The 25,274-nt window shown below is 67.9% G+C and carries 19 protein-coding genes; 12 read left to right on the forward strand and 7 right to left on the reverse strand.

Going from position 1 to position 25,274, the window contains the following annotated elements; genetic code table 11:
- Positions 1-225: 225 nt before the first annotated feature.
- Positions 226-2,295, forward strand: coding sequence for a sodium-translocating pyrophosphatase (locus AC2EBU_RS04585; RefSeq protein WP_484609187.1), 2,070 nt, complete (start codon positions 226-228; stop codon positions 2,293-2,295).
- Positions 2,296-2,408: 113 nt separating this feature from the next.
- On the opposite strand, the gene AC2EBU_RS04590 is transcribed toward AC2EBU_RS04585, so the two are convergent.
- On the reverse strand, positions 2,409-3,032 hold the full coding sequence (locus AC2EBU_RS04590; protein ID WP_484609188.1) for a TetR/AcrR family transcriptional regulator: 624 nt from the start codon (positions 3,030-3,032) through the stop codon (positions 2,409-2,411).
- Between the two features lie 173 nt (positions 3,033-3,205).
- Here AC2EBU_RS04590 and AC2EBU_RS04595 point away from each other — a divergent pair, with 173 nt between their 5' ends.
- Complete coding sequence (locus tag AC2EBU_RS04595; RefSeq protein ID WP_484609189.1) at positions 3,206-4,030, forward strand: metal-dependent hydrolase; 825 nt, start codon at positions 3,206-3,208, stop codon at positions 4,028-4,030.
- Between the two features lie 54 nt (positions 4,031-4,084).
- Here AC2EBU_RS04595 and AC2EBU_RS04600 read toward each other — a convergent pair whose 3' ends face one another.
- Complete coding sequence (locus AC2EBU_RS04600) at positions 4,085-6,208, reverse strand: beta-propeller domain-containing protein (RefSeq protein WP_484609190.1); 2,124 nt, start codon at positions 6,206-6,208, stop codon at positions 4,085-4,087.
- Between the two features lie 116 nt (positions 6,209-6,324).
- On the opposite strand from AC2EBU_RS04600, the gene AC2EBU_RS04605 reads away from it, so the two are divergent.
- The 5 genes from AC2EBU_RS04605 (at position 6,325) to AC2EBU_RS04625 (ending at position 10,677) form a co-directional block, all read left to right on the forward strand.
- Complete coding sequence (locus AC2EBU_RS04605; RefSeq protein WP_484609191.1) at positions 6,325-7,191, forward strand: DUF6502 family protein; 867 nt, start codon at positions 6,325-6,327, stop codon at positions 7,189-7,191.
- Positions 7,151-7,705 carry a hypothetical protein gene (locus AC2EBU_RS04610; protein WP_484609192.1) on the forward strand — a complete coding sequence of 185 codons (555 nt, stop codon included), beginning with the start codon at positions 7,151-7,153 and terminating at the stop codon, positions 7,703-7,705. The genes AC2EBU_RS04605 and AC2EBU_RS04610 overlap by 41 nt, the downstream gene beginning before the upstream one ends.
- A gap of 56 nt (positions 7,706-7,761) precedes the next feature.
- Positions 7,762-9,195 (forward strand): aldehyde dehydrogenase family protein, encoded by a 1,434-nt coding sequence (locus tag AC2EBU_RS04615; protein ID WP_484609193.1) that lies wholly within the window; start codon positions 7,762-7,764, stop codon positions 9,193-9,195.
- A gap of 109 nt (positions 9,196-9,304) precedes the next feature.
- Complete coding sequence (locus tag AC2EBU_RS04620; protein WP_484609194.1) at positions 9,305-10,066, forward strand: SDR family oxidoreductase; 762 nt, start codon at positions 9,305-9,307, stop codon at positions 10,064-10,066.
- Between the two features lie 44 nt (positions 10,067-10,110).
- Complete coding sequence (locus tag AC2EBU_RS04625) at positions 10,111-10,677, forward strand: glutathione peroxidase (protein WP_484609195.1); 567 nt, start codon at positions 10,111-10,113, stop codon at positions 10,675-10,677.
- A 19-nt stretch (positions 10,678-10,696) separates the two neighbouring features.
- On the opposite strand, the gene AC2EBU_RS04630 is transcribed toward AC2EBU_RS04625, so the two are convergent.
- Both AC2EBU_RS04630 and AC2EBU_RS04635 read right to left on the reverse strand, forming a co-directional pair.
- Positions 10,697-12,439, reverse strand: a complete 1,743-nt coding sequence (locus AC2EBU_RS04630) for a cation:proton antiporter domain-containing protein (protein ID WP_484609196.1) — start codon at positions 12,437-12,439, stop codon at positions 10,697-10,699.
- Between the two features lie 120 nt (positions 12,440-12,559).
- On the reverse strand, positions 12,560-13,096 hold the full coding sequence (locus tag AC2EBU_RS04635; RefSeq protein WP_484609197.1) for a TlpA family protein disulfide reductase: 537 nt from the start codon (positions 13,094-13,096) through the stop codon (positions 12,560-12,562).
- Positions 13,097-13,242: 146 nt separating this feature from the next.
- On the opposite strand from AC2EBU_RS04635, the gene moaA reads away from it, so the two are divergent.
- From moaA to moeA, 4 genes are all read left to right on the forward strand, one after another.
- Positions 13,243-14,379 carry a GTP 3',8-cyclase MoaA gene (gene moaA / locus AC2EBU_RS04640; protein WP_484609198.1) on the forward strand — a complete coding sequence of 379 codons (1,137 nt, stop codon included), beginning with the start codon at positions 13,243-13,245 and terminating at the stop codon, positions 14,377-14,379.
- Between the two features lie 95 nt (positions 14,380-14,474).
- Positions 14,475-15,035 (forward strand): cysteine hydrolase family protein, encoded by a 561-nt coding sequence (locus AC2EBU_RS04645; RefSeq protein ID WP_484609199.1) that lies wholly within the window; start codon positions 14,475-14,477, stop codon positions 15,033-15,035.
- Positions 15,032-15,652: a molybdenum cofactor guanylyltransferase MobA gene (gene mobA, locus AC2EBU_RS04650; RefSeq protein ID WP_484609200.1), complete on the forward strand. Its 621-nt coding sequence runs from the start codon at positions 15,032-15,034 to the stop codon at positions 15,650-15,652. The genes AC2EBU_RS04645 and mobA overlap by 4 nt, the downstream gene beginning before the upstream one ends.
- The gene (gene moeA, locus AC2EBU_RS04655; RefSeq protein ID WP_484609201.1) at positions 15,649-16,980 is read left to right on the forward strand and encodes a molybdopterin molybdotransferase MoeA; all 1,332 of its coding nucleotides are present in this window, start codon (positions 15,649-15,651) and stop codon (positions 16,978-16,980) included. The genes mobA and moeA overlap by 4 nt, the downstream gene beginning before the upstream one ends.
- A gap of 69 nt (positions 16,981-17,049) precedes the next feature.
- On the opposite strand, the gene AC2EBU_RS04660 is transcribed toward moeA, so the two are convergent.
- The gene (locus AC2EBU_RS04660; RefSeq protein WP_484609202.1) at positions 17,050-18,525 is read right to left on the reverse strand and encodes a phenylacetate--CoA ligase family protein; all 1,476 of its coding nucleotides are present in this window, start codon (positions 18,523-18,525) and stop codon (positions 17,050-17,052) included.
- A gap of 293 nt (positions 18,526-18,818) precedes the next feature.
- Between AC2EBU_RS04660 and AC2EBU_RS04665 the strand changes: the two genes are divergently transcribed.
- The gene (locus tag AC2EBU_RS04665) at positions 18,819-20,588 is read left to right on the forward strand and encodes a PHA/PHB synthase family protein (protein WP_484609203.1); all 1,770 of its coding nucleotides are present in this window, start codon (positions 18,819-18,821) and stop codon (positions 20,586-20,588) included.
- Positions 20,589-20,647: 59 nt separating this feature from the next.
- On the opposite strand, the gene AC2EBU_RS04670 is transcribed toward AC2EBU_RS04665, so the two are convergent.
- Together AC2EBU_RS04670 and AC2EBU_RS04675 are read right to left on the reverse strand one after the other, a co-directional pair.
- Complete coding sequence (locus AC2EBU_RS04670) at positions 20,648-23,740, reverse strand: efflux RND transporter permease subunit (protein ID WP_484609204.1); 3,093 nt, start codon at positions 23,738-23,740, stop codon at positions 20,648-20,650.
- Positions 23,741-23,752: 12 nt separating this feature from the next.
- On the reverse strand, positions 23,753-25,258 hold the full coding sequence (locus tag AC2EBU_RS04675) for an efflux RND transporter periplasmic adaptor subunit (RefSeq protein ID WP_484609205.1): 1,506 nt from the start codon (positions 25,256-25,258) through the stop codon (positions 23,753-23,755).
- Positions 25,259-25,274 lie beyond the last annotated feature (16 nt).

A 25,274-nucleotide genomic window follows, 5' to 3' on the forward strand; every position in this document is an offset into this window, starting at 1 on the left:
ACCTGTGAAGTTTGCGTTGGATCAGCGAACTGCTGCGAAGAGCCTAGGATTAACCCGCATTTTACTTTCACCGGCCTTTCTCGGCGCTTTCTGAGCAGTTTTTCACGGTAAATTCCCGGTGTTGGCCAATCAGCTCCCGGTTCAGGAGCGAGGAAGCAACGCAGCGGGGGTTCCTCGACGGCGTTGAACCCCTTCCACGCGAAACAACGATTCGAGGAGTAAGAAATGGCAGGCAACTCGGCGCTCATTCTGGCGCTTGTCTGTGGACTCATTGCCGTGATCTACGGTTTCTGGGCCCGCGGTTGGATTCTTTCCCAGGACGCGGGCAATGCCCGCATGCAGGAGATCGCAGCGGCCATCCAGGCCGGCGCAGCGGCCTACCTGGCCCGGCAATACAAGACGATCTCCGTGGTTGGCATCGTGCTGGCGGTGTTGATCGGCGTTTTCCTCGACGGCAAGACTGCCGTGGGCTTCGTCATCGGCGCGGTGCTCTCCGGGGCTTGCGGTTTCATCGGCATGAATGTCTCGGTGCGGGCCAACGTGCGCACCGCGCAGGCCGCCACCCGCGGCATCGGCCCGGCGCTGGACGTCGCCTTCCGCGGCGGCGCCATCACCGGCATGCTGGTGGTGGGCCTGGGCCTGCTGGGCGTGGCCGGTTTCTTCTGGTTCCTGGTCGGCAACGGCAACCTGACGCCCGACCGCAAGCTCGCTGACCTGCTGAATCCGCTGATCGGCTTTGCCTTCGGCTCCTCGCTGATCTCGATCTTTGCCCGGCTGGGTGGTGGCATCTTCACCAAGGGCGCCGACGTCGGTGCCGACCTGGTGGGCAAGGTCGAAGCCGGCATCCCCGAGGACGACCCGCGCAATCCGGCCGTGATTGCCGACAACGTGGGTGACAACGTGGGCGACTGCGCCGGCATGGCCGCCGACCTGTTCGAAACCTACGCGGTGACCCTGATCGCCACCATGGTGCTGGGCGCGCTGCTGGTGGCCGCCGCCCCGATGAACGCGGTGCTGTATCCGCTGGCCCTGGGCGGCGTATCCATCATCGCTTCCATCATCGGTTGCTTCTTCGTCAAGGCCTCGCCCGGCATGACCAACGTGATGCCGGCCCTGTACAAGGGTCTGGCGGTGGCCGGCGTGTTGTCGCTCATCGCCTTTTACGGTGTGACGCTCTGGATCATCCCCGACAACGCCGTCGCCGCCAGCGGCAGCCAGATGCGGCTGTTCGGCGCCTGCGCCGTCGGTCTGGTACTGACTGCCGCGCTGGTGTGGATCACCGAGTTCTACACCGGCACCCAGTATTCGCCGGTGCGCCACATCGCCCAGGCGTCCACCACCGGCCACGGCACCAACATCATCGCCGGCCTGGGCGTGTCGATGCGCTCCACCGCCTGGCCCGTGCTGTTTGTCTGCCTGGCCATCATCGCCGCCTACGGACTGGCCGGCCTGTACGGCATTGCTGTGGCGGCCACCTCCATGCTCAGCATGGCCGGCATCGTGGTGGCGCTGGACGCCTACGGCCCGATCACCGACAACGCCGGCGGCATTGCCGAGATGTCGGAACTGCCCTCGAGCGTGCGCGACATCACCGACCCGCTGGACGCGGTGGGCAACACCACCAAGGCCGTCACCAAGGGCTACGCCATCGGCTCCGCCGGTCTCGCCGCGCTGGTGCTGTTCGCCGACTACACCCACAAGCTCGAGACCTACGGCAAGCAGATCAGCTTCGACCTGTCGGACCCGATGGTGATCGTGGGCCTGTTCATCGGCGGCCTGATCCCCTACCTGTTCGGCGCGATGGCGATGGAGGCCGTGGGCCGCGCCGCCGGTTCCGTCGTGGTGGAAGTGCGCCGCCAGTTCCGCGAGATCAAGGGCATCATGGAAGGCACGGCCAAGCCCGAATACGGCGTCGCCGTGGACATGCTGACCAAGGCGGCGATCAAGGAGATGATGATCCCGTCGCTGCTGCCCGTGGTGGTGCCGATTCTGGTGGGCCTGATCCTCGGCCCGAAAGCGCTCGGCGGCATGCTGATGGGCACCATCGTGACCGGCCTGTTCGTGGCGATCTCGATGTGCACCGGCGGCGGTGCCTGGGACAACGCGAAAAAGTACATCGAGGACGGCAACCACGGCGGCAAGGGCAGCGAGGCCCACAAAGCCGCCGTGACCGGCGACACCGTGGGCGACCCCTACAAGGACACCGCCGGCCCGGCCGTCAACCCGCTGATCAAGATCATCAACATCGTGGCGCTGCTGATCGTGCCGCTGGTGGTGAAGTTCCACGGCGGCTGAGCCGCGCCAGGCGACCGGTTCGCATGGGGCGACCCGGCATGGCCCCAAAAGCCCGCTTCGGCGGGCTTTTTTTCGCCCTGGCCAGCGGAGGAAGGTCTGGTGACGAGGTCAGATCAGGGGAGCATCCGGGGATCGCGCTCATCACCGGCGCTGTCGGCGGCGACCGCGCGAAGCAGGTCGGCGGCAGGCGCGGCCAATCGCTGCAGCTCGGCCAACTGGTCACGCTCGATGCAATGCAGAACCAACTCGTGAATGCCGCCAATCACCGCCAGGGCCATCGGTCGGCTCAGCGGCGCTGGGCGGCGGCGCGCATTGATCACCGAGAGCAGGAAATCGGCGATCCCGTCATTGGCCCGGCGCCGGGCAAGCAGGCCCTGCGGACCCAGGGCCAGGATCTCGATGAAGAGGGTCCGCAGCAATGTGGGGTTTTGCGCCAGACTGGCCAGGTAGGCCTCCAGCACCCGCTGCGCCTGGGCAGCCCAGTCCACCGCCGGGTCCAGCGAATCTTCCAGAACCCGCAGACTGTGCCGGCTGGCGTTTTCGTACAAGGCAATCAGCGCTTCACTTTTGCTGTCAAAGTGTTCATAGAACGTGCGTCGCGATACGCCCGCCTCGCGCACGATGTCCGCGATGGTGGTTTCGGCATACCCCTTGCCGGCCACGCTGTGGGCGAGCCCCTCCAGCAAGCGCTTTCGATGCTCCGTACCGCGTGAACCGTCCGGACTCTCCATGGTCATGGCGAACCATGCTATCGGGCCGGGGAAGAAATTCGCATCCGGCAAGACCCTGAGACAGCCTTGCCCGAGCGACGCGGCATGCGGCTGGTACTTGACAGTACCAAACGGAAGCCGCACTATTGCCTCTTTGGACCGGCGACCTTCTGCGACGGCCAATTCGTGAGGATTTCGTCATGACCGAACTGGTGGTGCGCCGATTGCTGATTGACCTCAACACGCCGGTCGATCGCCATTGGTGCGGGGGCGACGCCTTCCGCAGCGCGTTTTTCGGCGCACTTTCGATGAGTTTTCCGATCGGCGAGCAGTTCTTCATCGATTCCGTGCGCGCCGCCCACAAGGCTTTGCCGCCTGAGCAGCGAGCCCAATTTACGGCCGAGGTGCAGGGCTTTGTCGGCCAGGAGGCCACGCACCGGCGCATCCACAGCCTGTTCAACGCCCAGATCGAAAAACATGGCCTGGTCAACGCATGGGAGCCCCGCGCCCGCCCGCGCATGGTGAAGGTGCTGTCCATGAACCCGTTGCATGGCGTCGCCATCACCGCCGCCAACGAACATTTCACCGCCTTGTTTGCCGACTGGATGCTGACCCATCCCGAATGGCTGGACGGAAGCGAACCGCGCCTTCGCACCCTGTGGCTGTGGCACGCCGCAGAAGAATCCGAGCATCGGTCGACCGCCTTCGACCTGTACCGGGCCCTGGGGGGCAACGAAGCCTGGCGCCGGCGCTGGATGCGCCTGGTGACCGTGTATTTCCTGGTCGACGCCGCGCGGCAGACCGTCAACAACCTGCAGCGTGACGGAACCCTGTGGCGCGGGTCCACCTGGCGAAGCGCGGCCTCTTTCCTGTTTGGTCCCAGGGGTCTGGTGCGCTGCACTTTCCGGCCGTGGCTGGCCTGGTTCCGCGCCGATTTCCACCCCAGCCAGCATTCCGCCGAACGATCCGAGCGCTGGCTGCGCGAAAACGCCGCCAGCTACACACCGGTCGGACGCGCTGTCTGACCCCTGCGCCCGCGACCGCCAAACCACCCGGGGGCTCAGGGTCGCGGATGAGCTTCAAGGCCACGGATGGGCGGCCAGGGCGCCACCGCTGAGGTAGTAGGAATGCCCAGCGGAAACCAGGACGCGTTCAAGTGCCAGATCGAACTCGATCATGCGCTGGCTGTCAGAAGGACCCCCATCGAACACGGTCGACACCACCATCGGGCGGGCGACCAGACTGCCGGTTGTGGTGTCTATTTCGTAGCGCAGCAAGCCCTGACGACTGAGGTTGATGCCGCCGCGCACGTTTTCGTACAGGCGAACCGGCAACGCCACCCGAGCCGAATTGCCCTCCTCGCGAATGGCAATCGCATGGCGGCTGAACGCCATCGCGTACTGGCTGCCACGCGCGCCCATCAGCTGTGACGATTCGATTCGCGGCTTCGCCGGGTCACGCACGTCGAACACGGCCACTTTCAGGCCTTGCTGGAAACCCCGGTCATCGGCGTCTTTTCCGACGCCCAGCAGTCGCCCGTTCGCCAGCGGGAAAAGGTAATCCGAGAACCCGGGCACGGCCAGTTCACCGGCGACTTTCGGGTCCGCCGGGTCCGACAGGTCCAGGACATACAGCGGATCGGTCAACCGAAAGGTCACCACGTAAGCGCGTGCCCCGGTGAAGTGGACCGCGTAAACCTGCTCGCCCGCATGGCCGATCGCGGCCGGACGCTTGCTGTTGGGCAAGGTCCCAATCGCCGCCAGCGCGCGTTTGCCGGCATCTTCACGCAGGACGGTCAACGTGGCTGGCGAGGCCTTCGCGGCCGTCGGCGCGGGCGCCGGAAGAGGAATGCCAACCCAGCCCGACTCACCCGTGAACGTGAGCACGCGCAGGTCGCCGTTGTACTCGCTCATGCGGTACGGGGCTTTCTCCCGGTCCCATCCCAGGTGTCCGGCCACATCGCCCGAACCGCGGTAGTCGATGTTCTGTGCCTGAAGGGCGAATTTGTGAATATCCGTGCGCGCCTGCGGTGCCACCAGCGACACCGTCGACTGCCCCCCGGTCCAATAGCTGCGGGAGCTGGCCAGGTACACGGCGGACGCCGACATGTAGATCGTCTCGGTGCCGCCGATGAAGCAGCGGCTTTTTCGCGGCGGCACCCCGAAACCACTCAGATCCCAGGCGGTGATCGTCGTGATCTGCAGGTTGAGCGCCTGATTGGCTGGCTGCAACAGGCAATCCGTTTCGGTGACCAGTGGCTGGGCCGGCGCATTGCCCACCCGCAGTTGCGGCAGCAGTGACGCCGCAGACAATGTTGCCAGCGTGCGCGACACCTGGTCCGGCGTGCTGCCCACCGGCACCCCGAAGTTGCTCAGGTTCGGCGCATGCGTCGTCACCGTGTACAAGGTGCTGCCGATCACCCGCGTGCCAACCAGCACGCCGTCCAGTTCGATACGTTCGGAAAGCACCGGAACGCCGCTGTCAGCCAGCGCAAAGACCCCCATGCCAAACACCGGCGGCCGGTACGGGTAGAGGAAATCCGTGGGCGGAAACGCATCGGACGCCACCGCATTGCCGCGGCTCAGCACCACCAGCCGGCGCGCAGACGACAGGACATGCATCCCGGTGTAGGCCCCGCCCGGTGTCATGGCCACGGTGGACAGGTTGTTGCGCGACACCGGCACCAGACCCCCGTCCGCTGCCACACGGAAGGTTTCCAGCGACGGCACGGTGGGGCTCGCGCCGACCTGCCGCTGCGGATGCAGCGCATACACCAGCGAACCGTTGCTCTTGAGCAGATCATCCTCCAGCACACCGGCTTCCTGTTGCGGCGCGCCGCCCAACGCCCCACCCCCCGCCTGCGGAGACGCGCTGAACACGAACTGGGAGCCAGACGAGACATCGCCGACCGGAACGTAGACCGTGCCATCGAGTCCGCCGGCAACACGCTTCTGGATCCGATCGACGAAAAACTTCGTCAGGTCGCCCGGCTGGGCGGGCACCAGAGCGGCCGTCGTGACAACAACCGGCGGTGGTTCGGGTGCAGGCGCACCCCCTGTGGTGCCCCCGCCGCCCCCGCAACCGGCCAGGCTCCCGACCGTCGCCACAGACGCCGCCCACAGCGCCAGCGCCCTCGGCCCGGTCGCCTGCGGTGTCCGGCTGCGCGGCGCGCCAACCGCGCGCCAGGTTGTCTTCCACCCCATGATCACCTCCTTGTGAAACCCAGAACCCATTGACCCGAACCACGGGCCCCACCAGGGCGCACCGCAGAATCGTTCGTCCCCGGTCGCCTCAGTTTGTGGGATAATATCCCACATTCATGCAAACCGGTCAAGTTCCTGCCGCCGCCAAAACCGCCGATCCGGGTGGTACGCGACCCGCCATCGTGCTGGACGCAGCGCTGCAACTGCTGCGTCCGCTGGTTCGCCTGCTCGTTCGCCATGGCGTGGGCTACCCGGCTTTCGCCGCCGCACTCAAAGCCGTCTTCATGCAAGCTGCCGAGGACGAACTCGCCCGGGAGGGGAAAAAGCGCACCGACAGCGCCGTCAGCCTGCTCAGTGGGGTGCACCGGCGGGATCTGCGCACGCTGGCCCGCCCGGATACGGCCGCCCAGCGGCGCCATGACGCACCCATGAACATGGCCAGCCAGGTCGTGGCCCGCTGGCTTCAGGAATGCGGTGATTCCGACTCCGAAGGCTTGCCCGCCGCGCTGACCCGGGCCGAATTCGACCATCTGGTCAGCCGCATCAGCACCGACACCCGATCCCGCGCCGTGCTCGATGAACTGCAGCGCCTGGGCCTGATCTCTGTTTCGGCCGAAGCCGACCGGATCGAACTGCTGCAACCCGGCTTTGCCCCGCGCCAGGGCTTTGCTGAAATGGCCGCGCTGCTGCGCGACAACCTGCACGACCACCTGGGTGCGGCGGTCAGCAATATCGACGGGGGCGGCAACTACCTCGAACAGGCGATCTTTGTCGATCAGCTGACCGAGGCGTCCGCCCGGCACCTGCACCAGACATCGGCCCGTGCCTGGCGCACGGCATTTCGGACCGTGATGCGCGAAGCCCAGGTGCGCTTCGACCACGACCAGATCCACGAACCCGCCCACGCCCGCGTTCATCGGGCCCGTTTTGGAGCGTATTTTTATGCCACCGAAGAACCATCCCCGCCCCCACACAACCCGTGACCCGCTGCTGCCACGCAGCCTCCAGCGGCTGGCCGGCATCGCCTTGGCGCTGGTGCTGGCCGCCTGCGGCCCGGGCACCGGCGGCACCGGCACCGGCCCGATCGCGGCCACGTCCCTGCCGGCGGGAACCAGCCTGTATTTCGGCGCCTCGCAGCCCGGTTTCTCGGCCTCGCCGTCGAACTGCATCGGCAGTCAGTGCCTGGTCCAGAGCCTCACCCTGGAGGCGCAGCGCATCGACTTGCGCGCCGGTTGCATTCGCTTCATCCGCACTGACGCGTGGAGCATCGACGAGACCCAGCTGGCCATCGTCCGCGGGCAGATCGAAACCACCACCGCCGCGGGCGTGACCCGAACGGACGGCACCCTGCGCCTGCAATTTGACGGCCCCTGGCAATCCGCCCCGACCCTCAGTGTCACGCTGACCGACGACCAGGGGCGTGTGCTGGTCGGCCCGACCGCGCTGAGCCGGTTGGGCACCACCGCGGCGCCCGCATCCGGTGTCTGTAACGCCTAGACGCACGGGCGCCCGCGAGGCCCCCATGCGGCGAGCGACTGCCGCACAATGCGGCCATGCAGCACAACTTCATTGCCAATGCCGCCGTGCCCGGCGCCAGCGGGCGGCTCATTGACGTCATCGACCCGTCCGACGGCCAGCCCTTCGAGCAGGTGCAGCGCAGCACCGAGCACGATATCGACCAGGCCGCCAGCGCCGCGCGGCAATGTCTGGAGGCACTGTGGCGCCACACCGGCGCGCAGGAGCGCGGACGCCTGCTGATGAGACTGTCCGCTGCCGTGGCGGACCATGCCGACGAACTGGCCGCCATCGAACAGCGCGATTGCGGCAAGCCCACCCGGCAGGCCCGCGCCGACGCGCTGGCGCTGGCCCGCTATTTCGAGTTCTACGCCGGCGCCTGCGACAAGCTGCACGGCCAGACCCTGCCCGGCACCCAGGACACCAGCGTGTTCACCTGGCGCGAACCGCATGGCGTCACCGGCCACATCATTCCGTGGAACTACCCCCTGCAGATCTTCGGCCGCAGCGTGGGCGGCGCGCTGGCCGCCGGCAACTGCTGTGTGGTCAAACCCTCCGAAGATGCTTGCCTGTCGCTGCTGCGCGTCGCCCAGCTGGCGGCGGAAGCCGGCTTTCCGGCCGGCGCGCTGAACATCGTCACCGGCTACGGCCATGAAGTCGGCGACGCATTGGCCCGCCACCCCGGCATCGACCACATCAGCTTCACCGGCAGCCCGCGGGTGGGCACACTGATACAGCAGCGTGCCGCCGAGCGCCACTGCCCGGTCACGCTGGAGCTGGGCGGCAAAAGCCCGCAGATCGTTTTTGCCGACGCCGACCTCGACGCCGCCGTTCCCGCCATCGTCAACGCCATCATCCAGAACGCCGGCCAGACCTGCAGCGCCGGCTCGCGGGTGCTCATCGACGAGCTGATCTACGACAAGCTGCTCGACCGCCTGGGCGCCGCCTTCGACGCGCTGCGCGTCGGCCCGGCCGCGATGGACCTGGACCTCGGCCCGCTGATCCGCGCCAGCCAGCAGCAGCGGGTGTGGGACTTTCTCTCCGACGCGCAGGTCGCCGGCATCCCGCTGGTGGCGCAAGGCCGTGTCGTCGACTCCGCGCCCGAAACCGGCTTCTACCAGGCGCCCACGCTGCTGCGCGACGTGCCCCCTGAGCACCGCCTGGCGCAGGAAGAAATTTTTGGCCCCGTGCTGTGCGCCATGCCCTTCCGCGACGAGGACCATGCCGTGGCGCTGGCCAACGCCACCCGTTACGGCCTGGTCGCCGGTGTGTGGACGCGCGACGGTGCGCGGCAGTTCCGCCTGGCGCGGCGCATCCGCGCCGGCCAGGTTTTTGTCAACAACTATGGTGCCGGCGGCGGCGTGGAACTGCCCTTCGGCGGCGTCAAGTCCAGCGGCCACGGCCGCGAAAAGGGCTTTGAAGCCCTGTACGGCTTCACCACCCTCAAGACCGTGGCCATCCGGCACGGCTGAGGCACCCCCTGGGGCGATTTCGGGCCGATTTCAAGCGAAATCTGCCCATACCCAGCGAAAAAAGGTCGTTTTTAGCTATTGTTTTTATAGTATTTCGGAGGCATTGACCATGCGTTTGGCCCACAAATCCGTCATCGTGACCGGCGCTGGCAGCGGCATTGGCGCGGGAATTGCGCGCCGGCTGGCGTCCGAAGGGGCGCGGGTGATCGTCAACGACATTCATGCCGAGGCGGCCGGGCAGGTGGTGGACGAGATCCGCCGCGCCGGCGGCGATGCCGCGTTCTGCCGGGCGGACGTCACGCAGTCCGCCGACGTGCAGGCGCTGGTGGCGGCGGCGCTGGCCCGCCACGGGCGGCTGGATGTGATGGTCAACAACGCCGGCTGGACGCACCGCAACCGCCCGGCGCTGGAGGTCAGCGAGGCCGAATTCGACCGCTGCTACGCCGTCAACGTCAAAAGCATCTACCTGGCCACCCTCCACGCCGTGCCGGCCTTCCGGGCGCATGGCGGCGGCTGCTTCATCAACATCGCCTCCACCGCCGGGGTGCGCCCGCGCCCGGGCCTGACCTGGTACAACGGCTCCAAAGGCGCGGTCATCACCACCAGCAAGTCGCTGGCGGCCGAACTGGGGCCGGAGAACATCCGCGTCAACTGCATCAACCCGGTGTTCAACCCCACCACCGGCCTGGCGGCCGAATTCGCCGGCGGCGAGCTGACCGAGGATCGCCTGGCCAAATTCCGCGCCACCATTCCGCTGGGCCGCTTTTCCACGGCGCTGGATGTGGCCAATGCGGCCCTGTTCCTGGCCAGCGACGAGGCCGCCTTCATCAGCGGTGTGTGCATCGAGGTGGACGGCGCGCGCTGCGTATAGCGGGGCCGGCCGCAGGGCTTTGCGCCCTGCCCTACAGTGGCGCCATGAACGCTGCACACCGCTTTTTCGCCCTGCCGCTGGCAGCCTGCCTGCTGGCAGCGCCTGCTGGCGCACAAACGGCCAGTTTCTGCGCCGGGCTCGACAGTTACAAGGTCAACCCCATCATCGGCGGCACGCCGGTGGATCTGTGCCGGGTCGACGCCCGGGCCGTGCTCCTGGTCAACACCGCCAGCGCCTGTGGCTTCACGCCGCAGTACGAGGGACTGGAAAAGCTGCACCGGCGCTACGGCACCCAGGGCTTGCGGGTCGTGGCCCTGCCCGCCAACGATTTCGGTGCCCAGGAGCGGGGCAACAACCAGCAGATTGCCGAGTTCTGCCAGATCAACTATGGCGTGACCTTCACCGTGGGGGAAAAACTCACCACCCCGATCCGGGCAGACCGGCTCTACAGCCAGCTGATCCGCCGCACCGGGCAGGCGCCGCAATGGAACTTCCACAAGTACCTGATCACCGCGGACGGCGAGGTGCAGAGCTTCGATTCCGCCGTCACCCCCCAAAGCCGCCTGCTGGTGCAGGCGGTCGAAGCGGCGCTGAAGCCGGCGGCTCGCTGACCGGCCGCCAACCCCGTCCTCAGTGGACCGCCACGGAAGAACGGGGCGGTGAACCCGGGACGGGCCGCATCCGCAGGTGCTCCAGCACGTGACCGGTCATGCCGCGGGCAAGCTCCTCCGCACCGAGGAACACGGTGCCCAGGTTCTCCCCCCGCAGCAATTGCGCCTCGGCTTCACTGCGGGTCCGCAGCACCACCACAATCGCCGGATTGAGTGTGCGGGCGGTCTGCACCATCTTGCGCACGTCCACCACATCGGGGATGGCGATGACCAGCATGGCGGCATGGGCCACATGGGCCTGAACGAGCACCTCGGCCGTCATCGCGTCGCCACTCACCGCGGCGATGCCTTCGCGACGAAGGTCTTCCACGCGTTCGCGGTTCTGTTCCACCACCACCAGGGGAATGTTGCGCTCGCGCAGGGCATCGGAAATCCGCCGTCCGACGCGGCCGTAGCCGACCAGCACCACCTGCCCGCTGAGCACGCGGCGGTCGGTCGAGGTCGGCAGCTCCGCCAGGGGGTCGTCGCGCATTTCCAGGCGCCGGGCCAGTTCGGAGCGCGCCAGAATCCAGCGGCGCAGCGGCTCCACCGCCGAGAACAGGGCCGCGTTGGCGGCAATCGAGATCAGCGCGCCGGCCAGCACCAGGCTCTGGCCCTCCCGCGGGAGCAGGTCCAGCGCGACCCCCAGCCCGGCAAGGATGAAGGAGAACTCGCCGATCTGCGCCAGACTGGCGCCGACCGTGAGGGCCGTGTTGAGCGGATACCGGAAAAGCAGCACCAGCGCGACGGCCGCCACGGTCTTGCCCACCAGAATGATGGCCACCACCGCCAGCAGTTTGAGGGGCTGCTGCACGATCACCGCCGGATCGAACAACATGCCCACCGAGACAAAAAACAGCACCGCAAACGCATCGCGCAGCGGCAAGGACTCGTCCGCCGCGCGGTGGCTGAACTCGCTCTCGCGCATCATCATGCCGGCGAAAAACGCCCCCAGCGCAAAAGACACATCGAACAGCTTGGCCGCGCCGAATGCCACGCCCACGGCTATGGCCACCACCCCCAGGGTGAACAGTTCCTGCGAGCCGGTGCGCGCGATCCACCACAACAGCTTGGGCAGCAGCCGCCGGCCCACCACCAGCATCAGCACCACAAACGCGGTCACCTTGGCCAGGGTCCAGCCCACGGTGCCCCAGATCGAACCGGCATCGGCCACGGCGGCGGCATCGGTGTTCGCCTTGAGCAAGCCCGCCACCGCCGGCAGCAGCACCAGCACCATGACCATGACCAGGTCTTCCACCACCAGCCAGCCGACTGCAATCTGGCCGTTGACCGACTTGAGCAGGCCCTTGGCCTCCAGTGCCCGCAGCAGCACCACCGTGCTGGCGACCGAAAGACACAGCCCGAACACCACCCCCGAGCCCAGGTCCCAGCCCCAGGCCATGGCAACCACCGCGCCCAACAGCGTCGCCACACCGATCTGCACGATGGCTCCGGGCACGGCAATTTTCTTGACCGCCATCAAGTCGGCCAGCGAGAAGTGCAGCCCCACGCCGAACATCAGCAACATCACGCCGATTTCCGCCAGTTGCCCGGCCAGGCCCACATCCGCCACATAACCCGGCGTCGCCGGACTGACCACAATGCCCGCCAGCAGGTACCCCACCAGCGGCGGCAGCTTCAGCCGCGCCGCGCCCAGCCCGAACACCATCGCCAGGCCAAAAGCCGCGGCGATGGTACTGATCAGGCTGATGTCATGGGGCATGGGCGGGGGACCTCGGGTGTTGCCCCGATCGTAGTGCGGTCTCGCCCCCGGCGCCGGGCCTCGCGGCGAATACACCGGCCGGAAGCCGGAAATGCGCCTGCCGATTGGCGATGCTTCGGATCAGCCCAGCCAGCGCACGAGCTGCTCGACATCCTCGGCGAACATCTGGCCTTTTTCGGCCTGCAGCACCCGCCCGTCGCGGCCTCGGACCACGGTGATGGGCAGCCCGCGCGGCTTGGGCAGCGCCCGCTGGAATTCGGGCGTCACCCACGCGGCGGGGAAGGTGTAGCCCTTTTTCTGCAGGTAGGCCGTGGCGTCCTCGGGCCTGCGGTCCACGGACAGCGCCAGCAGGCGCAGACCACGCGGTCGCGCCACGGTCCAGAGTTTTTGCATCTCCGGGCTTTGCAAGGCACAGAAGGGGCAGGTGCTGGCCCACCAGTACAGCACGGTGATCTGGCCGTCGGCCTGCGCGGGGACAAAAGTGCTGCCATCGACCAGCGTCACCGCCGGCAGGCGCAGGGGCGACCCCACGGCGGGCAAAGCCGGGGCAACCGCTTCGCTCGGTGGTGGTGACTGGGCCAGCACGGGCAGCCCGGCTGCGGCGGTCGCCAGGCCGGCGGGCAGCGCCAGCATCAGCTGTCGTCTTCGGGCTTTCATGGGCTCTCCTTCCGGTCTCGGGTGCAGTGCCCCATGGTAGCGCGGACCGGCGGGATCGACCAAGGGCCTGGCGGTCGTTTGCCCGCGTCGCCGGCAGGGCTACGGCCGGACCATTGCGCCGGCAGTGGCCCGGCATAATGCCGCGCATGTCCGAACGCGTCATTCCCCTGGTTGACCAGCGCATTGCCGCCCTGTCGGCACCACGGCCCGCCCATCCCGTTCCCGCCACCGGTCTGCTGGGCGATGCGCTGGGCCGGCCGCTGCGCGACCTGCGCATCAGTGTCACCGACCGCTGCAACTTCCGCTGCAATTACTGCATGCCCAAGGAAGTGTTCGACAAGGACTACCCCTACCTGCCCCACAGCGCGCTGCTGACATTCGAAGAAATCACCCGCCTGGCGCGGCAGTTCATCGCCCACGGTGTGCAGAAAATCCGCCTGACCGGCGGCGAGCCCCTGCTGCGCAAGAACATCGAGGTGCTGATCGATCAGCTGGCAGCATTGCGCACGGTGGACGGGGAGCCGCTGGACATCACACTCACCACCAACGGCTCGCTGCTGGCCCGCAAGGCCCGCGCGCTGAAGGACGCGGGCCTGCGCCGGGTCACCGTGAGCCTGGACGGGCTGGACGACGCGGTGTTCCGCCGCATGAACGACGTGGACTTCCCGGTGGCGGACGTGCTGGAGGGCATCGCCGCCGCGCGGGCCGCGGGTCTGGGCCCGGTGAAGGTCAACATGGTGGTCAAGCGCGGCACCAACGAGCATGAAATCCTGCCCATGGCGCGCCATTTCCGGGGCAGCGGTGTGGTGCTGCGGTTCATCGAATACATGGATGTCGGCGCCACCAACGGCTGGCGCATGGACGAGGTGCTGCCGAGTGCCGACGTGGTGCAGATGATCCGGGCGGAACTGCCGCTGGTGCCGCTGGAGCACACGGCCACCGGCGAAACCGCCGAACGCTGGGGCTACGCCGGCGCCGACGGCCGGCACGACCCGGCCCTGGGCGAGATCGGTGTCATCAGCAGCGTGACGCAGGCTTTCTGCCGCGACTGCAACCGCGCCCGCCTGTCCACCGAGGGGCGCCTGTTTCTGTGCCTGTTTGCCAGCAACGGCTACGACCTGCGCGCCCTGCTGCGCGGCGGCGCCGACGACACGGCCATCGCCAGCGCCATCGGCGCCATCTGGCAGGGCCGCAGCGACCGCTATTCCGAACAGCGGGCCAGCCTGCCGCCCGACGCCGGCACCGGCGCCCGGCGGGTGGAAATGAGTTACATCGGCGGCTGAGCCGGTTGCGCAGGTCGCCCGACGGTGCCCAGCCCCCGGAGCCGCCGCGCATTGTTGGCCCCTCTGTCACCCTTTCACCCGTCCACGGACCTGTCATGACAACTCCCGCCGTCCTGGTCATCGACGTGCAGCAAGCCCTGTGCGAGGGACCTGGCGCCGCGCACGACGGTGCCGGCACCATCGCACGCATCAACGCGGTCACCGCCCGGGCCCGACAGGCCGGGGTGGCGGTGATCTTCATTCAGCACGAAGGCCGCGACGGCTATCTGGAACACGGCACACCCGGCTGGCAGCTGGCCGCGGGCCTGAGCGCCCTGCCGGGCGACCTGCGCCTGCGCAAAACCACACCCGACAGTTTTCACCACACCGGGCTGCAGGAACTGCTGCAGGCGCGCGGCATCGACACCCTGGTGATCTGCGGCATGCACACCGAGTTCTGTGTCGACACCACCACCCGCCGCGCCATGGCGCTGGGCTACCCGGTGACGCTGGTGGCCGACGGCCACACCTCGGCCGGCAACCCCCACCTGAGCGCGCCGCAGGTGATTGCGCACCACAACGCCACCCTGAGCAACATCTCCAGCTTCGGCCCGCGCACCCGGGTGGTGCCGGCCGAGGCCATCGACTTTTCGCCACCGGAGTCCCCTGCCCCATGATTGAACCCTTTGACATCACCGCGCTGGTCCTGGCTGGCGGACGCGGCTCCCGCATGGGAGGCGTGGACAAAGGCCTGCAGAATTTCAACGGCGTGCCGCTGGCGCTGCACACGCTGCTGCGGCTGCAGCAGCAGGCAGGCGGCCTGATCGGGCAGACGCTGATCAACGCCAACCGCAACCTGGCCGCTTACGAGGCCTTCGGCGCCCCGGTCTGGCCGGACGCACTGGCCGACTACGCCGGGCCGCTGGCCGGCTTCCTGACCGGTCTGGAGCACAGCGAGACCCCGTGGCTGCTGACGGTGCCGTGCGACACGCCGCTCTTCCCGCTGGACCTGGCCGAACGCCTGGCCGAGGCGGCCACCCGCGAACACGCCGACATCGCCATGGCGGCCGCGCCGGAAGAAGACGGCAGCGTGCGCCCGCAGCCGGTGTTCTGTCTGCTGCGCACCAGCATGCTGGAAAGCCTGGTGCGCTTCACCCAGGCGGGCGGTCGCAAGATCGACCGCTGGACCGGCGAACACCACACGGTGGTGGTGCCGTTTGACCGGCCCGGTGACGACCCCCGCGCCTTTTTCAACGCCAACACCCTGGCCGAACTGCGTTCGCTCGAAACATGAAAACCCTGGAACAGATTGCCGCCGAACTCCAGGGCTACGACCCGAAAGCCCTGGGCGCGGCGCAGGTCAATGAGTTTCTGGCGCGGCTGGTGGAGCCTGTCACGGACGTGGAAGACGTGGGCATTTTCCAGTCGCTGGGGCGGGTGCTGGCGCGGGACGTGGTCTCGCAGGTGAGCGTGCCGCCGCACGACAACTCGGCCATGGACGGCTACGCCTTTGACGGCGCGGCCTTGCAGCCCGACGGGCCGCTGGCGCTCACCGTGGTGGGCACCGCGCTGGCCGGCAAAGCCTGGCAAGGCCGTGTCGGCCCGGGCGAGTGCGTCAAGATCATGACCGGCGCCATCATGCCGGCCGGGCTGGACACCGTGGTCCCGCAGGAGTTCACCCGCGTGGAGGGCGACACCGTCCACATCCCCGCCGGGGTGCTGCAGCGCGGCGACAACCGCCGCCTGCTGGGCGAAGACCTGATGGCCGGCCGGCCGGCGCTGGCCGCTGGCAGCCGCATCGGGCCGGCCGCCTGCGGCCTGCTGGCCAGCCTGGGCGTGGCCACGGTGCCGGTGCTGCGGCGCCTGCGGGTGGCGTATTTCTCCACCGGCGACGAAATCCTCAGCATCGGCGAGGCGCCGCGCGAAGGCGCGGTGTACGACAGCAACCGCTACACCGTGTTCGGCCTGCTCACCCGGCTGGGCGTCGAGGTGCTGGACCTCGGCGTCGTGCGCGACGAGCCCACGCTGCTGGAAGCCGCCTTCACCCGCGCCGCACGCGAAGCCGACGCCATCATCACCAGCGGCGGCGTCAGCGTGGGCGAGGCCGACTTCACCAAGACCATGATGAAACAGCTGGGCGACGTCGCCTTCTGGCGCATCGCCATGCGCCCGGGCCGCCCGATGGCCGTGGGACGCATTTCAGCCATGAAATTGGCCGATACCCAGCGTGAAAAGGTCGTTTTCAGCTCTGATTTCGGGAGCAATCATGAGGCCATCCTCTTCGGATTGCCCGGCAACCCGGTGGCGGTGATGGTGACCTTTCTGGCCTTCGTGCGACCCGCCCTGCTGCGCATGATGGGTTGCACCGCCTGCACGCAGCCGTTGCTGAAAGCGCACAGCCAGGAGGCGCTGCGCAAGAAACCCGGCCGCACCGAATACCAGCGCGGCATCGTCAGCACCGCGGCCGATGGCACGCTGCAGGTGCGCACCACCGGCAACCAGGGCTCGGGGGTGCTGCGCTCGATGGTCGAAGCCAACGGCCTGATCGTGCTGCACCACGACCAGGGCAACGTGGCGGTGGGCGATGCGGTGGACGTGATGATGTTCGACGGCATGGTCTGATCGGCTTTTGGCCAAAATCAGCCCCTACCCAGCGCAAAAGCGTCCTTTTGCGCTATTTATTTTGAACCTTCAGTCGGCGTGGGTGCACGGCGCTTCGGCCTGGACCCGCGCACCCGGGCCTGCCCCGGCCGCGGTGGCCATGCCCGACACCGCACCGCCCAGCACCCGGCAGACTTTGCCGCTGTGCCCGCGCGCCAGGGTGACGGCGCGCTCTTCATGGATCGGCAAACCCCGCAGACCCTGACTGGCGGCAAATGCCGCCAGCGCGCTGCGGCAGCGGGCGAAGGCGGCATCGGCGGCTTCGCCGCTCAAAGGCAGGCGCAGCGTCAGGCTGTGGTCGTCACGCTGCACCAGCTGGAAGTCGAAAACGCCGGCCTCCTCCTCCAGCACCGTGGTCAGGGCCATCGGCAGCAGGGTCACCGTTTCGCCGTGGCGGCCACGCAGCACCAGGGGCTCGTCGTCGCGTCCACGCACCTGGATGATCGGAAGCGGCGAACCGCAGCGACAGGGCTGGTCGGACAGCATGATCTGGTCACCCAGGTCGTAGCGGATCAGGGGCTGCACCGTGTTGGCCAGGTGGGTCAGCAAGACGCTGGCCGAGGCAGCCCCGGGCGGCACCGGCTGGTACTGTTCGTCCACCGGCTCCAGGATGACCCAGTCGGCGTTCAGGTGCAGCTGGCCGTGCGCGCATTCCCAACCCATGGCCAGAAACTCCGACGCACCATAACTGTTGCGCACATTGCAGCCCAGTTGCTGCTCGACGTGGCGTCGCATGCCGGGACTGAGGGTTTCACCGCCCGTCCAGACTTCGCGCGGGCGCACCCGCAGCCGCCCGGCGGCCGCCTCGTCGGCCAGCAAGGCCGCCGCCGTGGGGTACGTGGCCAGAACGGTCGGGTTCCAGGTATTGAGTGCGTCCACCAGGCGGGCGGTGGGCTCCAGCACGGAGAAACTGCGGGTGGCCCCCCCCATCCAGGGGTTCAGCGCGCAAAGCCGCTGCAACGACACGATACTGGCGAAGTGCCCGCCGATGGCGCCCACAAAGGCCATGCGCTCCGCCAGATACCACGGGTCCATCCAGCGGCTGAGCGGCCGGGGCGCGCTGCGGCGCAGCGATTCGAGGGCGTCATACACCGCCATGCATTCGGCGTCCTGCACAAACAGTCCGGGCTGGCCGCTGGTGCCTGAACTTTCCCAGACGATGTAGCGGCCGTCATAGGGCACAGCAATGTTCGCCGGTTCGGCCATGAACGCCGCCAGCGCGCTGCGACGCAGGCGCGGATCAGTCACCCAGTCGTCAAACTCCGCCATCAGCTGGGCGCGGTGGGTGACTGGCAGCGCGGCCAGCGCGGCATCCGAGGCCAGGCCGCCGGGGGCGTGGTTCGCCACCAGCCGCCGGTACAGCCGCGAATCCCGCAGCGCCGCCGCAACGACGCGTTCCAGACGCCGCCGCTGCCGGTCCGCCACAGCCCGGGCGCCGCCCCGGTTGACCGCCGCGATGTCCAGCGACACCGCCGAAAGCCGCAGGGAGTCAAAAACCCGGCTCATGCCAGCGCCCGCCCGGCGCGAAGCGCGCCAGCGCCCACACCCCCGCCGCGCGTGCCCGAGTGGCAAAACGCAAATTGCACCATGAGCCGACGATGCGGCGAGAGCACGGCGCTGTCAAGCGCGTTGGTCAAAAGGCTGCCGGAAAGCCGACAACTATCGAAAACATAGCCAAAAGCGACCTTTTTGCCGTGGGTACGGTGACTTTTCACGGAAAACCGGCGGCCCACGGCCCGTATGCAGCCTCTTGATGTGTGTCATGTCGATGTCACGGCCCAGCCCGGACAATGGCCGCCATGAAAACGCCCGCCCCCCACCCCAGCCAGGACCCGCCACGCGCTGCCGAAACCGAGACCGAGCGGCTGGACCGCCTGCTCCATGCCGCTGCGGCGCCGCTGTTCGGCAGCCTGTCTCCCGTTTCGCTCAGCCTGGCGGCAGCCGACTGGGCCTGGCACCTGGGTGTTTCGCCCGGCCGGCAGATGGAACTGGCGGCGCTGGCGGCACGCCTGTGGCAGGACACGCTGACACAGCGCGACAGCGTGTCGGAAGGCGCGGGCGCCGCCGACGATGACCCGCGCTTTCGCCACGAGGCCTGGGCGCAGTGGCCCTTCAGCCAGATGCGGGCCGGCTTTCGCAACGCCGAAGCCTTCTGGCGCGAGGCTTCACGCGTACCGGGAATGACGGCGCATCACGCCAACATGACCGAGTTCTTCGCCCGGCAGTGGCTGGGGGTGATGGCGCCCGCCAACTGGCTGGCCACCAACCCCGTCGTACTGCGTGACGCCATCGAATCGGGCGGCGCGCACCTGGCGCAGGGCGCCCGACACTGGCTGGCCGACGTGACCGGCGTCGCCGAACCGGACCAAGGTGCGACCGAGGCGAAGTACGTCGTGGGCCGCGACGTTGCGGTAACCCCCGGCGCCGTGGTCTACCGCAACCACCTGATCGAGCTGATCCGCTACGACCCGCAGACACCGCAGGTTCACCCCGAGCCGGTTCTGGTGATCCCGTCGTGGATCATGAAGTACTACATCCTGGACCTGTCCCCGCACAATTCGATGGTCCGCTACCTGGTCAGCCAGGGCCACACGGTGTACATGCTGTCATGGCGCAACCCGGATGCCAGCGACGCCGAGCTGACGCTGGACGACTACCTGCGCATGGGCGTACTGGACGCGCTGCAGGCGATCGGCCAGCACAGCGGCCCCGGCACGGAGGTGCATGCGATGGGCTACTGCCTGGGCGGCACGCTGCTGGCCATTGCCGCCGCCGCCATCGCCCGCAAGGGGGGCGTGCGTGGCGCGCGAGCCCTGCCGCCGCTGGCCACCCTGACGCTGCTGGCCGCGCAGACCGATTTCTCCGAGCCGGGCGAACTGGGCCTGTTCATCGACGAAAGCCAGATCGGCTATCTGGACAACATCACGCGCGGTCAAGGTTACCTGTCCGGCAGCCAGATGGCCGGTTCGTTCCAGTTCCTGCACTCTCGCGACCTCGTCTGGACGCGCCGCATGCGTGAGTACCTGATGGGCGAGCGCGAGCAACCCAACGACCTGATGGCCTGGAACGCCGACACGACACGCATGCCGGCACGCATGCACCACGAGTACCTGACCTCGCTGTACCTGCACAACGCGCTGGCCACCAGCACTTACCGGGTGGAGGGACGCACGGTGTCGCTGGGTGACATTCGCCAGCCGGTGTTCATGGTGGGAACGGAGCGGGACCACATTTCGCCCTGGCGCTCGGTCTACAAGCTGCACCACCTGTGCGACGCCGAGATCACCTTCGCGCTGTGCAGTGGCGGCCACAACGCCGGCATCATCTCCGAGCCCGGGCACGCAAACCGCCGCTACCGAATGGCGACCCGCCCGGCCCACGGCGACTGGGTCGAGGCCGACGAGTGGGCGCGCAACGCGACGCCGTGTGAGGGCAGCTGGTGGACAGCCTGGCAGGCCTGGCTGGCCGCGCGATCCGGCCCCCGGCAGCCCGCCCGCCGCACAGCCCGCGCCGCGCGACTGAGCGAGGCGCCCGGCACGTACGTGCTGCAGCGCTACGCCGAAACCTGACCAACCGCCCCCTGCGGTTCGGGCGGGGCTGCGGCCGTGGCGGTCGGCGCTGCTCCGCGTCAGTGCGCGGCGGCGCCGGTGGCCGCCGGTACACCTTCACCCGCTACCGGGGTTCGTATGGCGCCCGGCGTGCGCCGGCGGGCCAGCAAGGTGTACATGGTGGGCACCACAAAGATGGTCAGCACCGTGCCCAGACTCATGCCACCGACAATGACCCACCCGATCTGGCGGCGGCTTTCGGCGCCGGCGCCGGTGGCCAGCGCCAGGGGAATGGCGCCGAGCACCATGGCGCCCGTGGTCATCAGAATGGGGCGAAGGCGCTGCACGGCGGACTGGCGGACGGCATCCAGCATGGCATGACCTTGCTCCCGCAACTGGTTGGCAAATTCCACGATCAGAATGCCGTGTTTGGTGATCAGCCCGACCAGGGTGATCAGCCCGATCTGGCTGAACACGTTGAGTGTGCCGCCCGTGAACTGCAGCGCCAGCAGCGCGCCGGCCATGGACAAGGGCACACTGAGCATGATCACCAGCGGATCCACGAAGCTCTCGAACTGCGCCGCCAGCACCAGGTAGATGAACAGCAAGGCCAGCACAAACACCATCGCCAGCGAGCCGGAGGCGTTGCGGAATTCGCGGCTGCTGCCATTGAGGTCGGTGGCATAGCCGCTCTTGAGCACTTTCTGCGCCGTGCTGTCCATGAACGCCAGCGCCTCACCGAGCGAATAGGTCGGCGCCAGGTTGGCCGTGATGGATGCCGAACGCCGTTGGCCGAAATGGTTGAGTTCGCGGGGAACCACCACTTCGCGGGTGCGCACCAGTGCCGAGAGCGGAATCATGGTGTCGTTGCGGCCACGGACAAAGATTTTCTCGATGTCATCGGGGGTGTCGCGCCCGCTGGCGGTGGTCTGCACCACCACGTCGTACTGCTCGCCCTCTCGTTTGTAACGGGTCACGTTGCGTCCACCCAGCATGGTTTCGACCGAGCGGGCCACGGCCTCGACGCTGACGCCCAGGTCAGCGGCCTTCTCGCGGTCCACCTCCAGGCGGATTTCAGGCTTGTTCAGGCGCAGGTCGGTGTCCACCTGAACAAAGCCGGGGTTCTTGGCCAGTTCGTCCTGGAAGGCGCGGACCACCTGCGCCAGATTGGCATAACTTTCGCTGGTCATGATCACAAAGTTGACCGGCCGCTCCCGAAAACCCTGGCCCAGCGAGGGCGGCGTGATCGGGAAGGCCTGCACACCCGGCAGCCCGGCTACCTTTGGGGTGATCTCGCGGGCAATGTCGAGCGTCGTGCGGGTGCGCTCCTCCCACGGCAAGGCCCGCAGGAACACGTTGCCTTGCGCCACCGAGGGGTTGCCGTTGACCACAAATACCCGGTCAAACTCGGCGTAGGACTGGCCGATTCGCTCAATGGCCTGCGCATACCGGTTGGTGTAGTCGAGGGTGGCACCGTCGGGGCCGTTGATCACAGTGAGGATCACCCCCCGGTCTTCCAGCGGCGCAAGCTCGCTTTTGATGCCGGACAGCAGGTGCCAGGTCAATACGCCACTGCCAACCATGACCAGCACAACCAGCCAACGGGCGGCCAGCGCCCAGCCCAGCAGGCGGGCATATCCGCGTGTGACAGCCTGCAGGAAACGCTCGATGGTCCGGTCGAACCAGCCATGCTCGCTTTGGTGCCTGAGCAGCTTGGAGCACATCATGGGCGACAGGGTCAAGGCCACAAAACCGGACACGATCACCGAGCCGGCCAGTGCCAGCGCGAACTCGGTGAACAGCCGCCCCGTCCGCCCCGGCGTGAAGGCCAGCGGCGCATACACCGCCGCCAGCGTGAGCGTCATGGCCACCACGGCAAAGCCGATTTCCCGCGCTCCCTTGATGGCGGCGGCAAAGGGGCTCAGACCCTCTTCAATGTGTCGGTAGATGTTCTCCAGCACCACAATGGCGTCGTCCACCACCAGGCCGATGGCCAGCACCAGCGCCAGCAGGGTCAGGGTGTTGATGGTGAACCCGGCCAGAGCCATCAGGGCAAACGTGCCGATCAGCGAGACCGGGATGGTGACCAACGGAATGATCGATGCCCGGAAGGTGCGCAGGAAAAAGAAGATCACCAGCGCGACCAGCACCACGGCTTCGGCGATGGTCTGGTAGACCGCCTTGATCGAGCGGTCGATGAACACCGAGTTGTCATTGGCGACATCGACATCCACACCCGGCGGCAATTCGCGCTTGACCTTGTCCAGAAGCTGGCGCACCCCGGCGGACAGCTCCAACGGGTTGGCCGTCGCCTGGCGGATCACCCCCAGCGAGACGGAGTCGCGACCGTTGAGACGCACACTGGTGCGTTCGGCGAGCGGCCCCTGCTGCACACGTGCGACATCACCGATGCGCACCGGCTGGCCGTTGACCGTGCGTATCACGACCTGGGCGAACTCCTGCGGGCGTTGCAGGTCCGTTGCGGCCGTCACGTTGAATTCGCGGTTGCGGCTTTCGATCCGGCCGGCGGGCACCTCCAGATTGCTGCGGCGCAGCGCGTCCTCCACATCCTGCACCGTCAGGCGGTAGGCCGCGAGGCGGTCGGGGTCCAGCCAGATGCGCATGGCGAACTTGCGCTCGCCGAAAACCCGCACATCGGCCGCGCCGGGCGCGGTCTGCAGCACCGGCTTGACCACGCGGTTGGCCATGTCGGACAGCTGCAGCGCACTGTGGGTATCGGAACTGAGCGCCAGCCAGATCACCGGAAAGGCGTCGGCCTCGACTTTGGCAATCACGGGCTCATCGATGCCCTGCGGCAGACGCTGACGCACGCGGCTGACTTTGTCACGCACATCGGCGGCTGCCGAGTCGGCATCGCGGGCGAGCGAGAAACGCACGGTAATCTGGCTCTGTTCCTGGCGGCTGATGGACGTGATCACGTCCACCCCCTCGATGCCGGCCAGCGAGTCCTCAAGGATTTTGGTCACCTGCGATTCGATGACTTCGCTGGAAGCACCGCCGAAGCGGGTTTCGACCGTGACCACCGGTTCGTCGATTTTCGGGTACTCGCGCACCGACAGGCGCGTGAAGGACACATAACCGATCAGCACGATCAGCAGCGACAACACGGTGGCGAACACCGGCCGGCGAATGGAGGTTTCTGCCAGTTGCATGCGCGCTTCCCCTTACCGTGCGGCAGAACCGGTGCCGGCCGGTGGTGCCGCGGCTGCCGGAGGGACCGCCGCTGCGGAGGCAGGGGGCACGGGCACGCCAGGCGAGCCGCCAGCGGAAGAACCCGGCCCTGCCGCGGGAGTGGCACCACCGCCGGGACCCGCGCCAGCGCCTGGGGCCGGGGCTCCAGGGCGTCCCGCCTCGACGATACGAACGGGGGTGCCGTCCCGCTGCAGGCGTTGCTGTCCGGCAACCACCACGGTTTCACCGGCTTTCACACCGTCGAGCAATTCCACTTTGCCCTGACGGCGTACCCCAAGGCGGACTTCCTGGCGCAATGAAACAGACTTGACTTCTGGCGGCAGGGCCGCCGTGGCGGTGCCTGGCACCGCCGAAGGCTCGACCACCTTGATGACAAACTGCCGCCCGCCCTGTGGCACGATGGCTTCTTCGGGCACCATGAGGGCGGCCTCGCGCACATCGAACACCGCCGTCACGCGGGCGAACATGCCCGCTCGCAAGGGCCCGGTGCCACCGGAGCCCGAGCCGCGCGCGACCGGCCCACCGGAAAGCGCAACACGGCGCGCCGACGAAGCGGCAACGGCGGCCGGTAAGCCCGGCCCCGCAGCGGCCGTCGCACCACCCGGGCGAGCGGCCGCGCCGCCACCACCGGCCGCAACGATGGCCACGCCGCCGGTGTTGGGCAAGGTCGCGCGGACCGCCACCGAGCGACCATTGGCGTCCAGCAACGGGTCGATCGCCTCGACCCGGGCCTCGAATTGCCGGCCGGGGAAGGCATCCAGCTGCAATTCCACCCGCTGGCCACGGCGCAGCCGGGTCTGGAAACGTTCGGGCAGGCGGAAATCGACCAGCATCGTGGACAGATCTTCCAGATTGACCAGGTCGGCACCGTCCTTGACGTAGTCGCCGAGGTTGACCGAGCGAAGGCCCAGCACACCGTCAAACGGCGCAACGATGCGCATCCGTGCCAGGCGGGCGTCGGCCAGCGCCAGTTGGGCCTGGGCCACCTGCAGCGCCGCGGCACTTTCGTCAAGCACCCGTTGGGCAACGAAGTTCTGTGCCACCAGTTCCTGGTTCCGTTTGAAGTTGGCCTGGGCAATCGACACCTGCGCCTGCGCCTGGGACCGTTCGGCCTTCTGCAGCGTGTCGTCGAGCTGGACCAGCAACTGCCCGGCCTTGACCGCCGCGCCATCGGCAAAGCCCAGGCTCACCACCCGTCCGGCCACCTCGGGCCGCAGCATCACGCTCTGGCGGGACCGCAATGTGCCCACGGCCTGGGCATCGTCCTGCAGGCGGGTCGCTTCGACGCGGGCCACTTCGACACCAGCCGGTCGCGCCGCCGGGCCGCCCGGTGCGGACGCACCCGCACGGGCTGCTGCAGCGGGCGGCGCGCCGACTTCTTTGGGCGCGACAGGGCGGGACTGGTACCACCAGGCAGCAGCGGCGGCCGCTGCAATGCCAACGGCGGCAACGCCGGTATAAAGGATTCTGGATGCCATCGGACGGTGTCGCTGA

The organism is Curvibacter sp. T50, from assembly GCF_057219955.1.